We start from the raw sequence: 12100 nt of genomic DNA, 5'->3' as shown, positions 1-12100 counted from the left end.
GGATTCATAGTATGGCCGAAAGTCTCGCCGAGGCGGTCTCCCGCCGCCGCACATTCGCTATTATCGCCCACCCGGACGCGGGCAAGACGACGCTCACGGAAAAGCTGCTGCTGTTCGGCGGTGCCATTCAGCTTGCCGGCGAAGTCAAGGCGAAGAAGGATCGCATGCAGACGCGCTCCGACTGGATGAAGATCGAGCGCGAGCGCGGCATCTCCGTCGTCACCTCGGTGATGACCTTCGAATATAACGACAATGTCTTCAACATCCTCGACACACCAGGTCACGAGGATTTCGCCGACGACACCTATCGCACGCTGACGGCCGTCGACGCCGCCGTCATGGTCATCGATGCCGCCAAGGGCATCGAGCCGCGCACGCTGAAACTCTTCGAAGTCTGCCGCATGCGCGATATCCCGATCATCACCTTCATCAACAAGATGGATAGGGAAAGCCGCGATCCCTTCGAGATCCTCGATGAGGTGGAAGAGAAGCTGGCGCTGGACACCGCGCCGATTACCTGGCCGATCGGCCGCTCGAAGACCTTCTGCGGTTCCTATAATATCGCCGCCAACACGGTGCGTGGCTCGGATACCGAAATCGAGGGAACGCCTGTCAACGGCCCGCAGAGCGTTGCCGGCCGGCTGCCGGAAAACGAACGCCAGGTCTTCGTCGAGGAGACCGAGCTGGCGATCGAGGCCTGCCGCCCCTTCGACCGCCAGGCCTTCCTGGAAGGCCATATGACGCCTGTCTTCTTCGGTTCGGCGCTGCGCAATTTCGGCGTTCGCGACCTCATCAACGCACTCGGCGATTTTGCCCCGCCGCCGCGTGACCAGGTTGCCGATACCAGGACCGTGCACGCGACCGACGACAAGATGACGGCCTTCGTCTTCAAGATCCAGGCCAACATGGATCCCAACCACCGCGACCGCATCGCCTTTGCCCGCATCTGCTCCGGCAAGCTCGAGCGCGGCATGAAGGCAAGACTTGCCCGCACCGGCAAACAGCTCGGTCTGACGGCGCCGCAATTTTTCTTCGCCTCGCAGCGCCAGCTCGCCGACACCGCCTATGCCGGCGACGTCGTCGGCATTCCCAATCACGGGACGCTCCGCATCGGCGATACGCTGACAGAGGGCGAATCGCTGGTCTTCCAAGGTGTGCCGAACTTCTCGCCGGAGATCCTGCGCCGCGTGCGTCTGGAAGATGCGATGAAGGCGAAGAAGCTCAAGGAAGCGCTGCAGCAGATGGCCGAGGAAGGCGTCGTCCAGCTGTTTTCGCCGGAAGACGGCTCACCGGCGATCGTCGGCGTCGTCGGCGCCCTGCAGCTCGACGTCCTGAAGGAGCGGCTGATGGCCGAATACGGCCTGCCGGTCTCCTTCGAAATGTCGCGCTTCTCCGTCTGCCGCTGGATCTCGGCCGATCAGCCGGCCGACCTGGAAAAATTCCTCACCGTCAAACGGGGCGACATCGCCCGCGATCTCGACGGCGATCCGGTCTTCCTCGCTCAGGACGGGTTCTCGCTGCGTTACGAGTCCGAGCGCCATCCGGCAATCAAGATGGTCGCCGTCAAGGAATATCACGCCGCCAAGGCGGCGTGATCGCCAAAGCAATCCCGGGAAAAGTGTGAAGCGGCGCTAGCCGCCGAGCCGTTCCGCCAGGAAATCGACGACGGCGCGCACTGCCGGCAGCTGGCCGCGCCGGTGCGGCATCAGGATCGTCGTGTCGATGCCGCCTGCCGTCCATTCCGGCAGCACCCGCACCAGTCGCCCCTCTGCCAGCGCCTTGTGGCAGACGGATGTTGGCAGGCAGGTGATGCCGAGCCCCGACATGGCCATTTCCATCAAGACATAAGGCTCATCCGCGGCCATGACGGAATGCAGGGTGACGAGAACCTCGTCGCCACCCGAATGGAGCTGCCACTGGTCTTCCGTCAGGCTGGTCATGATCGTCGCATGCTGTGCCAGCTCCTCCGGCCGGCGCGGTTCGCCATGGGCACTCACATAATCCGGAGAGGCGAGGATGAAGAAGGGATGGCTGGCGAGCTTCCGCTGCACCAGCGCCGAATCCGGCAGCGGCGTCCGGTGGCTGCGCAGTGCGATATCGAAACCTTCCTGCACGATATCGACGAAACGGTCGGTCACGTGCACGCAGAGCCGGAGCTTCGGATAGCGCACAGCCAGCGCCGGCAGATGTTCCGTCAGGGTAAACTGCGCCGTCGGCACCGAGGCGGTGAGGCGAACGCTGCCGGCGGGTTCAGCCAGATGCCGCCGCACGATGCCTTCGGCCATTTCTGCCTCGATGATCGAGGCCTGGGCATGCTGAAAGAATTCCCGGCCGAGCTCGGTCAGCGCGAAGCTTCGCGACGTGCGCTGGATCAGCCGGACGCCGAGCCGTGCCTCCAGCTCGGCAACCCGCTTGCTCACCGTCGATTTCGGCATGCCGAGATGTCTGGCGGCGGCGGTAAAACTGCCGCTGTCGACGGCCTGCACGAAAAGATGGAGGTCGTTGAGGTTGAAAAGCGCCATCGCCAGCTTCCAGATTTGTGGACATTGCGACGCATTTATAGCGTCTACCGCAGGATCGTCCACATCCTCACATTGATCACGTCCAAACGGGTTCAATTCTGAAAGGAACGATTGATGTCACCCATATTGTTTTACGGCGTGCCGGAGGGTTGCTCCTTCGGCTCGATCGTCGCGCTGGAATGGTCCGGTCTGCCGTATCGGCTTTGCCGTGTCGAGATGCCGGAAATGGTCTCCAGCGATGACTACCTCAGGATCAACCCGGTCGGCGAAACACCATCGCTGCTGCTTGACGATGGCAGGGTCATCAGCGAAAGCATGGCGATCCTCCAGCATATCGGCGCCCGCACGATCGGCAGCGGCCGGGGTTTTGTGCAAGGATCGGAGGATTTCGATCGTCTGAACCAGATGCTCGCCTTTCTCAACACGACTTTCTTCAAGGCCTTCGGGCCGCTCTGGTATGCGTTCGAACATGCGCTGGAGCCGCATAAAAAGCAGGCCCTCACGGCCTATGGCATCGCGGCAGTCGAAAAGGCGCATCATACGCTGGAACGTCTGCTCGATAGCCGCGAATGGCTTGTCGGCAACGGCCCGAGCCTGGCCGAGGCCTATTTCGTCGGGATTGCTCGCTGGAACGATTTTCACAAGGTCGTCGACCGAAGCCAATTTCCCAGTCTGCACCGCCTCTATGAGCGGATGCAGCAGCAGCCGGCCGTGCGTTTTGCGTATGCGATCGAGCACCGGCAGGAGGCAAAAAGCAGCGGCGGTTTCCGCGGCGAGGTCGATCTGGCCGAGGCAATCGGCCTGTTGAAACAAGCGGCCTGATCGCCGCAGCCGTCGCACCTTCGCGGTGCGGCGGCGGACCTGCCGTCCGCCGGCGGCGATGATTTCGATCTCGACGAGCCAGTCGCGAGGAGATGCACTCGGTTGCCGGTGATGCCAGCCCGTCCTAGTCCTAGCCATCGAACCGCGGCAGCGGCTCGATATTATCCACCCAGGGCAAAGCCGACCGGCACCATATCTGTTTCTTCGGTGCCAGGTCCCGCCGCTGGTCGATGCCGCCGAGACGGATGCCGATCGCGCCGCCGTCGCCGTTGGTGCGGTAGAGCGGCGACCCGCAATTCGCACAGAAGAATTGCCGGCTGAGGCCGCCACTATCGCCATATTTCGTGTAGCCGCGTGGCTCGCCTGATAGGAGTGTGAAGCTTCCGGGCTGCGACGGTGCGGTGATGCGGTAAGCCGCGCCCGTCAGCCGCTGGCAATCGGTGCAATGGCAGATCGACACCCGCTCGGGATCGATTTCGGCCTGGTAGCGGATCGCTCCGCAATGGCATCCCCCGGTGATATGCATCGGCAATCCTCAATCCGCCGGCGGAGCGGCCGGGCGTGTGGCATAGAAGGCCTTGGCATCCGCCGTGAAGGCGGTCCGCTGATCGGCATTCGTATAGAACATATGGCCGCCGCGATAAAGTTTCAGCCCGACCCGGCCGCGGGCGAGCGACGGCGGCAGGTGGTCCACCACGTAGCGGCTGACCCCGTACGGCGTCACCAGGTCGCTGTAGCCATGGGCGATCAGCAGATGGAAGGCCGTGTTCGAGGCAAGCAACTGCCTGACGTCGTCGGTGGCGCTGGCTTGCAAGCGCGATCCGCCGCCGCGTCCGCCGCCCCATTCCCAGCGCCGGCTGATATCGCTGTCGAGCAGCGAATAGGTCATCTCGGTCTTGAAGCCCAGTTCGTTGCGGGCATAGTCGGCAAAGGCGCCGCCATAGGCGCGGACGAAGCCGTCGAGGATGGCGTCGTCGCCGCGATCGTAATCCGATTCCGGATAGGGGTCGGGAGTGGCAAAGGCGGCGTCGTAGGGGCTCGTCACCGCGCCGCTTCCGGCGTCGGAATGTTTGACGAAGGAATTGCCGAGGAAGCCGCGATTGCGCGTGACGATATCCTCGGGAATTCCGGTAAGTTTCGCGATCCTGCCATAGAAAGCGGCGGCATCGGCACCCGTCGGCGGCGGTCCGGCGAGCGTCGTCAGATAGTTCCCGAGCGCGAAGGCTTCGGCTTCGCGCTGCTTGCCTTCGTCAAAGGCATTGTGCCGGTCGAGTTCGGCCGCAGCCAGCGACGGCAGCTCCAGCGCGGCGCCGAATGGGAACTGATCGGCGTTGAACATCAGCTGGCCCTCGAGCAGGGGCGAAAGCATCACCGCGCCGGCAACGATGATGCCCTGGCTTTCCTGCAGCGCTGAGGCGACCTTGGCGGCGCGGAAGCCGCCATAACTCTCGCCGAGCAGATATTTCGGCGAATTCGAGCGGTTGGCATGCGCGACATAAAGGGCGATCGCCTTGGCGATGCTCTGCGCGTCCGAGTTGACGTTGTAATAGTTCGAGGCGTCGTCGGCCTTCACCGTCCGGCTCCAGCCGGTGCCGATCGGATCGATCAGTACCAGATCGGTGAGATCCAGCCAGCTTTGCGGGTTGTCGACCAGTTTCGCATGGGCGCCGTCGCGTGCCTGAGGGCCGAAATCGAGCACCTTAGGCCCGACCAGCCCGAGATGCAGGAAGGCGGAAGCCGCACCTGGCCCGCCGTTGAAGGCGAAGGTCAAAGGCCGGTCCGGCCCTGAGTCCTTCGCAACGTAAGCGGTGTAGAAGATCGCGCCGGTCTGCGCTCCGTCCTGGCCGAAGAGATCGAGCGTGCCGGCGGTGGCGGTATAGGCGATTTTCCGGCCGCCGATCGTCAACTCGTGCTCGGTGATGGAATCGGCCGGCAGCAGCTTCAGCACGCCGTCGCGCGCACTGCTCTCGACATTTGCCTTGGAGTGAGCGTTTTCCTGCGCAGGGGAGAGGGCAGGGACCAGGGACGCCGCGAGCGCTGCAAGCAGAAACAGTGGATGTAAACGCAAGATTTCTCCTCCGGCGGTGCGGGATATCAGCTTGAAATAGCGTAGCATCCGCGATCGGCGACGGGCATCAAGAGATGGTGATGGGCCAGTGAAGGAAATAAGCGAGCGGATTGAAGGGGCGACTCATGGCGCCTTCTCAGCATACACATTGATCTCCACCGCCCGGCCGGCCTTCCAGCCGTTGATTGCGGCGCCGAGCCCGAGCGCGACGAAGAGGAGCGCGCACCAGGAAAAGCTTCCCGTCCAGCCGCGAATGAGGCCGACGATCAGCGGCCCGATGGCGGCAAGCAGGTAACCGACGCATTGCGCCATGCCGGACAGATGGGCGGCGACATCGGGATCGCGTGAGCGCAGCACGATCGTCGTCATCGCCGCGGCGATCAAGCCGCCCTGGCCGATGCCCTGCAGTAGGGCCCACAGCCAGACCGTCGACAGCGGCGCAAACAGCAGGCCGAGCAGCGCGATGACGGCGACGCCGCAGAGGCTGGCATTGATCAGCCGCTGATCTTTCCCGCGTACGGCGATATGCGGCACGATGAGGCAGGATGCCGCCTGCACCATCACCGAGAGCGAAACGATCGCCCCGGCGGTGACGCCATCGAGGCCGCGTTCGCGCAGGATCGGAACCAGCCAGCCGAAGACGCAATAGGCAAGCGCCGATTGAAGTCCCATGAACAGCGTCACCTGCCAGGCAAGCCGGTCGCGCCACAGGCCTTTGACGTGAAAGCCGTTTCGCCTGGCCTGACCGCCGGTCCGCAGAACCTGCGGCAGCCAGATCAGACCGACGACGAGCGCCGGCAGCGCCCAGACGGCGAGCGCGCCTTCGAGAGAGCCGCCGAGCGCGTGCTCGATCGGCAGCGTCAGACCGGCGGCACTTGCCGCACCGGCGCAGAGCGCCATCGTGTAGAAGCCGGTCATCAACGCCGCGCGCCCGGCGAAATCACGCTTCACCAACCCCGGCAGCAGCACGTTGCCGACGGCGATGCAGGCGCCGGCAAGCGCCGTGCCGATGAAGAGCAGCGGCACGGAGGAAAAGCCGCGCAACGCGGTGCCGAGCGCCAGCAGCAGGACAACGCCGAGCAGCGTGCGTTCGGTGCCGATGCGCTGGGCAAGGCGCGGCGCAAGCGGCGAAAAGGCCCCGAGGCAGACGACCGGCAGCGTCGTCAGCAAGCTGGCGCCGAGCGTGGTGAGGCCGAGTTCGGCGCGGATCTCCGGCAGCAGCGCCGAGGCGCTTGAAAAGACCGGTCGAAGGTTGAAGGCGATCAGCACCAGGCTGGCGCCGAGCAGAAAACGATCTGCGGCACCCCGCACCGGTGTTGCCTGCAGCGGCGGCAGGCTGCCGGCCTCGGCGTCTACAAGCAGGTCGTCGGCGGCGTCGAGCGCATTGATATCGGTGGAGGGCATGGTCATGACAGGATCATCCGGTCGAGGGCGGCGAGAACCGGCGCCATGAAGCGCCGCACCGCCGCATCCGCCTGGTCGGGATCACCGGTCTCGATGGCGTCGACGATATCGGCATGCGCCTGCATATCCGGTTCGGGAATATCCTTGCCGAGCGTCGCCGCGATGGTATCGGCGATCGAAGCGGAGAAGAAATCGTAGATCTCGATCATCGCCCGGTTGCCGGAAGCGGCGATGATGGCCTTGTGGAAGGCGAGGTCGCGTTCGATGAAGGCGGCCTGGTTGCCGCCGTCGTAACTGCCGCGTTCGCCAAGCAGCCGGCGAAGCCCGGCGACCGTCGCTGGCGTCTTGCGGGCTGCCGTCAGCCGGGCCGCCTCGACGTCGAGCGCCAGGCGCGCTTCGAACTGGTCGCGCAGGCTGGCCCGTCGCGCCATGGTCAAAGGCCGGCCGGCATCGCGAGTCGAACGCACATAGGTTCCAGACCCCTGGCGTGTTTCGAGATAACCTTGGGATACCAGAACCCGCACTGCCTCGCGCACCGTGCCGCGGCTGACGGCGAGCATCGCCGACAGCGAGGCTTCGTTCGGCAATTTCTCGCCGACAGCCCAGCGTTTGCCGAGAATGTCGCTGCGGATTGCCTCGATCGCCTCATCGGCGAGATTGGTCTTGCTGAGGGCGCGCATCCATTACTCATAAAGTCATCAGATGACTTTATGAGTAATGGGATTTTGCTCTTCCGTCAACGCGTTCACATCAAGGCAATAAAAAAGGGCCGCCTCGGCGACCCTTTCCATGAGTTTGGCCTCAAACTGGCCTGGACTGTCTATGCAGCCCTAGGGAAGGCGGGGATTACAGCGAGGGCTGCCTCGCTTTCTTCACCTCTCCCATGCCCGTTACGAGGTCCGAAATCTCATTAGACATTGGATCACCTTCCTTTCGTTCTGTTGCTGATAGCCCAAAGGTAGGCCGATTCGTTCGAGATGCAAGAAGAAATCCTCGCAGAGCCTCGCCTCGGCCCAGATCAACTGTTCACAAGAGAAGACAGGCTTTCGCCGAATTTGAACATAGCAAGGGTCATGAAACCGTCATCTTGCGCTTGCAAACCGGCGGCGCGTTAAGCTGTTATTAGCCTCAGCGTTCGACAATTTAGAGCATGCCCGCCGATGCGGCGGCGGGTTCCGGAGCAAGAAAGCCATGTGTCGCTGGGCAGCCTATCGCGGAGACCCTCTCTATCTCGAGGAGCTGGTATCCTCGCCCGCCCATTCGCTGATCGAGCAATCCCACTGCGCCACCCGCGCCAAGACGGCGACCAACGGCGATGGCTTCGGCATCGCCTGGTATGGCGACAGGCCCGAGCCCGGCCGCTACCGCGATATTCTGCCGGCATGGTCGGATTGCAATCTGAAGAGCCTGGCGCGGCAGATCCGCTCGCCGCTCTTCCTCGCCCACGTCCGCGCTGCCACCGGCGGCGGCACGCGCCGCGACAATTGCCATCCCTTCACCCACGGCATCTGGTCCTTCATGCATAACGGCCAGGTCTCCGGCTTCGAGCGTCTGCGCCGGCCGATGGAGGCGATGCTTGACGACGAGCTGTTCAATGCCCGCGGCGGCACCACCGATTCCGAGCTGATGTTCCTGCTGGCGCTGCAATTCGGCCTGCGTGAGGCGCCGATCGCCGCCATGGCCGAAATGGTCGGTGTCGTCGAGGACCTCGCCGAAAACCTCATTGGATCCATCCTGCTGCGCTTTACCGCCGCCTTCTCCGACGGCAACGCGCTTTATGCGATCCGCTATGCCACGGATCGCAAGGCCCCGACGCTCTATGCCTCTCCGGTGGGTGCGGGCTATTGCCTCGTCTCCGAGCCGTTGAACGATGATGGCGATGCCTGGGCGGAAATTCCGAATGGCAGCGCCGTCACCATCGGCAAAAATGGTTTCGACGTCGCCGACTTCCGGCCCGAAAAGCGAAGCGGCGCCAAGCCGCAGCGCGTGGCGATCTCGGCCTGAAACGCTCTGACGTCAGCGCAGCCGTTCGGCGATCAGCGCCGCCAGCCTTTCGGCAACCTCTTCCTTGGCGAGGTCAGGCCATTGCTCAACGCCGTCGCGGCGAATGAGTTTGACGCTGTTGCGGCCGCCGCCCATGATGCCGGTCGCAGGCGAAACGTCGTTGGCGACGATCAGGTCGGCGCCTTTTCTTTCAAGCTTCGCCTTCGCATTGCTTTCCACATCCTGCGTCTCGGCGGCAAAGCCGATCACCAGCTTCGGCCGCATCGTGTGATGTCCCAGAGTTTTCAGAATGTCCGGGTTCTCGGTCAGCGCCAGCGTCGGAATGGATTCGCCCGGATGTTTCTTCAGCTTCTGGTCGGCGGCCGAGGCGACGCGCCAGTCCGCCACCGCCGCGACCATCACGGCGACATCGACCGGCAGCGCCGAAAGCACGGCATCACGCATTTCCTCCGCCCGCTCGACATGCACGACGTTGACGCCGACCGGATCGGCGATCGTCACCGGCCCCGACACCAGCGTCACCTCGGCCCCGAGCTTGGCAAGCGCTGCGGCGATCGCATGGCCCTGGCGGCCGGAGGAGCGGTTGGCAATGTAGCGCACCGGATCGATCGGCTCATGGGTCGGCCCCGAGGTGACGATCGCCTTGCGTCCCTTCAGTGGTTTAATTCCGTCGTCGAGCAGGATTTCGGCGGCCGCGACGATCTCCAGCGGCTCCGCCATCCGGCCGAGCCCGGCCTCTTGGCTCTCTGCCATCTCGCCGGCCATCGGCCCAACGAAACGCACGCCGTCGGCTCTCAGCGTCGCCGCATTGCGCCGCGTCGCCGGGTGCGCCCACATTCTGGGGTTCATCGCCGGGGCGGCCAGCACCGGCCTCTCCGTCGCCAGCAGCACCGTCGAGGCGAGATCGTCGGCAAGCCCGTTCGCCATCTTCGCCATCAGGTCGGCCGTGGCAGGGGCGATGATCACGAGGTCGCAGTCGCGCGCCAGCCTGATATGGCCGACATCCTGTTCGTCGTGGCGCGAAAACAGATCGACGAAGACATGGTCTGCCGCCAGCGCACCGACGGCAAGCGACGTGACGAACTCCTGCGCGCCTTTGGTCATCACGGGGCGCACGCTGGCGCCACGCTCGCGCAGCCGGCGGATCAGATCCAGGCTCTTATAGGCGGCGATGCCGCCGGAGATGATGAGGAGGATGCGTTTTCCGCTGAGAGCCATGGCTTTCTTCCCGTCGCCTTGGTGACCGGCCCCGACCCTAAGCCTTTGGCGGAGAACATGCAATCGCCGAGAGAAAGGCATCGGATCTGCTCGGACCGGCGTCCGCTTGCGTCGAAAGAAAGATGCCGCGCCGCCCATATCCCTTTCATCGTCTCATCCGCAGAAAGGCTGATGTCTGTCTCAGTTGGTGCAACGTGTTACCCTCCCCCTTGGGGGAGGGGTTGGGTAGGGGCTTTTTCGGGGTCGATGGCGGTCCTCGCCGTCTCAACTGCGGGTGATCGAAACGCCGCCGTCGACCAGCGAAGCCGTGCCGGTGACGAAACTTGCATCGTCGGAGGCGAGGTAGAGAACTGAGCGGGCGATTTCTTCCGGTGTCGCGACGCGCTTCAAGGCATGCATAGCGGTGACGGCGGCCTGTTTCTCCGTCGTATCGTTCACATCGCGGTACATGTCGGTATCGACGGCGCCCGGCAGGATCGCATTGACGCGCACGCCCTGTGGCCCGAATTCGGCGGCCAGCGCCTGCGTCAGGCCGATCAGGCCGGATTTGCTGGCGGCATAGGCGGCAATACCGGGAAAGGCGAAGCTGTAGCCGACGAAGGTCGAGGTGAAGATCACCGAGCCGCCGCCCTTTTCCGCCATCGCGCCGATCTGATGTTTGGCAGCCAGGAAGGATGCGGTGAGATTGACGGCCAGCGCCTCGCTGAAGCCTGCTTCCGAGACGCCTGTGCTCGGACCGGCTTCGCCGATGATACCGGCATTGTTGAAGGCGATATCGAGCTTGCCGTAGTTGGTGACGGCGGCCGCCACCAGCGCCTTGTGATAGTCTTCCGAGCGGACGTCGCCGGCAACCGCAATGGCGTCGCCGCCTTCTGCCTTGATCTCGGCGACGAGGCTGTCGAGTTCGCGCTCGCGGCGAGCGCCGACGACGACCTTCGCACCTTCGGCGGCAAAGAGTTTTGCCGTGACGCGGCCGATGCCGGAGCTTGCGCCGGTGACGATCGCGACCTTGTTGTTCAAGCGGTTCATGCTTCCATCTCCTGTGTTTGCGATAAGGCGGCCCTTGCCGTCCCTTTCGTTGAATGGAAGATGGCATTTTCCCTTCGTTCGGATTAGTCTCCAGATGATGGAACTCGAATTCGGAAAATCCGAACGATGATCAAGGTCGAAGGCATTGCGGCTTTCGTCGCCGTGGTCGAGGCAGGCTCGATCAGCGAGGCCGCCCGGCGGCTGCGGCTCTCCAAATCCGTCGTCAGCGAAAGGCTGGCGGAACTGGAGAAGTCACTCGGCGGCATCCTGCTGCACCGGACGACGCGCAAGCTCACCTTGACGGAGGATGGTGGGGCCTTTCTGGAGCGCGCCGGGCGCATCGTCCGGGAGATCGACGAGGCCACGGCCGCGATGGCCGAGCGGCGCGGCACGCTGTCGGGACCGATCCGTATCGCCGCGCCCGTCACCTTCGGCCGCATGCATCTTGGACCGGCGCTCTATCCCTTCCTAGCCGAACATCCCGATATCGAACTGACGCTCGATATCGACGACCGGCGTGTCGATGCCGCCTCGGACGGCTATGACGCCGTCATTCGCAATGGACCGATCGCCGACAGCCGGCTGGTCGCCTGGAAGCTTGCGCCGAGTCGCCGTCTTCTCTGTGCGTCGCCGGATTATCTCGCGCGCTGGGGGATTCCGTCGTCGCTTGCCGACCTGAACAGCCATCGCGGTATCTTCTACACCAATCGCGGCGTCGCCGACTGGCGCTTCCAGACGCCGGAGGGCGCGGTCGTCGTCCGCGCGAAACTGGCGCTCGGCATGAACAACGGCGATATGCTGCGCGACGCTGCGATTGCCGGCCTCGGCATCGCGCTGCTGCCGGCCTTCATTGCCGGCCCGGCCATCCGCGAGGGCCGGCTTGCCGAAATCGACGTCGGTCGCCGGCCGGAAGCCGAATTCATCTACATGGCCCATCCCGAGGGGCGAAATCCCTCCGCCAAGCTGCGAGCCATCGCCGATCACCTGAAGAAGAGTTTTGGCGATCCGCCCTATTGGGATCCGGCGGGCTGAC

11 protein-coding genes are annotated in these 12100 nt (G+C 64.0%); 4 read left to right on the top strand and 7 right to left on the bottom strand.

Features of this window, described 5'->3' with window-relative positions; all coding sequences use genetic code 11:
* Window positions 1-11: 11 nt before the first annotated feature.
* Complete coding sequence (locus FFM81_RS19400; protein WP_138385397.1) at window positions 12-1595, top strand: peptide chain release factor 3; 1584 nt, start codon at window positions 12-14, stop codon at window positions 1593-1595.
* 36 nt (window positions 1596-1631) lie between these two features.
* On the opposite strand, the gene FFM81_RS19395 is transcribed toward FFM81_RS19400, so the two are convergent.
* Window positions 1632-2522, bottom strand: coding sequence for a LysR substrate-binding domain-containing protein (locus FFM81_RS19395; RefSeq protein WP_003570867.1), 891 nt, complete (start codon window positions 2520-2522; stop codon window positions 1632-1634).
* Between the two features lie 114 nt (window positions 2523-2636).
* Here FFM81_RS19395 and FFM81_RS19390 point away from each other — a divergent pair, with 114 nt between their 5' ends.
* Window positions 2637-3344, top strand: coding sequence for a glutathione S-transferase family protein (locus FFM81_RS19390; protein ID WP_138385398.1), 708 nt, complete (start codon window positions 2637-2639; stop codon window positions 3342-3344).
* A 130-nt stretch (window positions 3345-3474) separates the two neighbouring features.
* Here the strand turns inward: FFM81_RS19390 and FFM81_RS19385 are convergent, their stop codons facing one another.
* From FFM81_RS19385 to FFM81_RS19370, 4 genes are all read right to left on the bottom strand, one after another.
* Window positions 3475-3870: a GFA family protein gene (locus FFM81_RS19385; protein ID WP_138385399.1), complete on the bottom strand. Its 396-nt coding sequence runs from the start codon at window positions 3868-3870 to the stop codon at window positions 3475-3477.
* 9 nt (window positions 3871-3879) lie between these two features.
* A complete protein-coding gene (locus FFM81_RS19380; protein WP_138385400.1) occupies window positions 3880-5412 on the bottom strand; it encodes a S10 family peptidase in 1533 nt (510 codons plus the stop codon).
* Between the two features lie 123 nt (window positions 5413-5535).
* A complete protein-coding gene (locus tag FFM81_RS19375) occupies window positions 5536-6822 on the bottom strand; it encodes a CynX/NimT family MFS transporter (RefSeq protein ID WP_003570861.1) in 1287 nt (428 codons plus the stop codon).
* Window positions 6819-7496 (bottom strand): FadR/GntR family transcriptional regulator, encoded by a 678-nt coding sequence (locus tag FFM81_RS19370; protein WP_003570860.1) that lies wholly within the window; start codon window positions 7494-7496, stop codon window positions 6819-6821. Before FFM81_RS19370 ends, FFM81_RS19375 begins: the two co-directional genes overlap by 4 nt.
* A 511-nt stretch (window positions 7497-8007) precedes the next feature.
* On the opposite strand from FFM81_RS19370, the gene FFM81_RS19365 reads away from it, so the two are divergent.
* Window positions 8008-8820: a class II glutamine amidotransferase gene (locus FFM81_RS19365; RefSeq protein WP_128398211.1), complete on the top strand. Its 813-nt coding sequence runs from the start codon at window positions 8008-8010 to the stop codon at window positions 8818-8820.
* A 12-nt stretch (window positions 8821-8832) separates the two neighbouring features.
* Here FFM81_RS19365 and coaBC read toward each other — a convergent pair whose 3' ends face one another.
* Together coaBC and FFM81_RS19355 are read right to left on the bottom strand one after the other, a co-directional pair.
* Window positions 8833-10038 carry a bifunctional phosphopantothenoylcysteine decarboxylase/phosphopantothenate--cysteine ligase CoaBC gene (coaBC, locus tag FFM81_RS19360; RefSeq protein WP_128398212.1) on the bottom strand — a complete coding sequence of 402 codons (1206 nt, stop codon included), beginning with the start codon at window positions 10036-10038 and terminating at the stop codon, window positions 8833-8835.
* A gap of 264 nt (window positions 10039-10302) precedes the next feature.
* Complete coding sequence (locus tag FFM81_RS19355) at window positions 10303-11067, bottom strand: SDR family oxidoreductase (RefSeq protein WP_025417608.1); 765 nt, start codon at window positions 11065-11067, stop codon at window positions 10303-10305.
* A 126-nt stretch (window positions 11068-11193) separates the two neighbouring features.
* Between FFM81_RS19355 and FFM81_RS19350 the strand changes: the two genes are divergently transcribed.
* Complete coding sequence (locus FFM81_RS19350; protein ID WP_025417609.1) at window positions 11194-12099, top strand: LysR family transcriptional regulator; 906 nt, start codon at window positions 11194-11196, stop codon at window positions 12097-12099.
* Window position 12100 lies beyond the last annotated feature (1 nt).

Origin of the sequence: Rhizobium hidalgonense, from assembly GCF_005862185.2 — a bacterium.
Lineage (GTDB): Bacteria > Pseudomonadota > Alphaproteobacteria > Rhizobiales > Rhizobiaceae > Rhizobium > Rhizobium hidalgonense.
Note: the sequence above shows the minus strand (reverse complement) of the source record. Positions and strands in the feature narration are given on the sequence as shown.

Bases quoted from the DNA above. Each gene is read 5' to 3' on its own strand.
- FFM81_RS19395 (WP_003570867.1), bottom strand. From the start codon at position 2,522: ATGGCGCTTTTCAACCTCAACGACCTCCATCTTTTCGTGCAGGCCGTC.
- FFM81_RS19350 (WP_025417609.1), top strand. From the start codon at position 11,194: ATGATCAAGGTCGAAGGCATTGCGGCTTTCGTCGCCGTGGTCGAGGCA.
- FFM81_RS19375 (WP_003570861.1), bottom strand. From the start codon at position 6,822: ATGACCATGCCCTCCACCGATATCAATGCGCTCGACGCCGCCGACGAC.
- coaBC (WP_128398212.1), bottom strand. From the start codon at position 10,038: ATGGCTCTCAGCGGAAAACGCATCCTCCTCATCATCTCCGGCGGCATC.
- FFM81_RS19390 (WP_138385398.1), top strand. From the start codon at position 2,637: ATGTCACCCATATTGTTTTACGGCGTGCCGGAGGGTTGCTCCTTCGGC.
- FFM81_RS19400 (WP_138385397.1), top strand. From the start codon at position 12: ATGGCCGAAAGTCTCGCCGAGGCGGTCTCCCGCCGCCGCACATTCGCT.
- FFM81_RS19385 (WP_138385399.1), bottom strand. From the start codon at position 3,870: ATGCATATCACCGGGGGATGCCATTGCGGAGCGATCCGCTACCAGGCC.
- FFM81_RS19355 (WP_025417608.1), bottom strand. From the start codon at position 11,067: ATGAACCGCTTGAACAACAAGGTCGCGATCGTCACCGGCGCAAGCTCC.
- FFM81_RS19365 (WP_128398211.1), top strand. From the start codon at position 8,008: ATGTGTCGCTGGGCAGCCTATCGCGGAGACCCTCTCTATCTCGAGGAG.
- FFM81_RS19370 (WP_003570860.1), bottom strand. From the start codon at position 7,496: ATGCGCGCCCTCAGCAAGACCAATCTCGCCGATGAGGCGATCGAGGCA.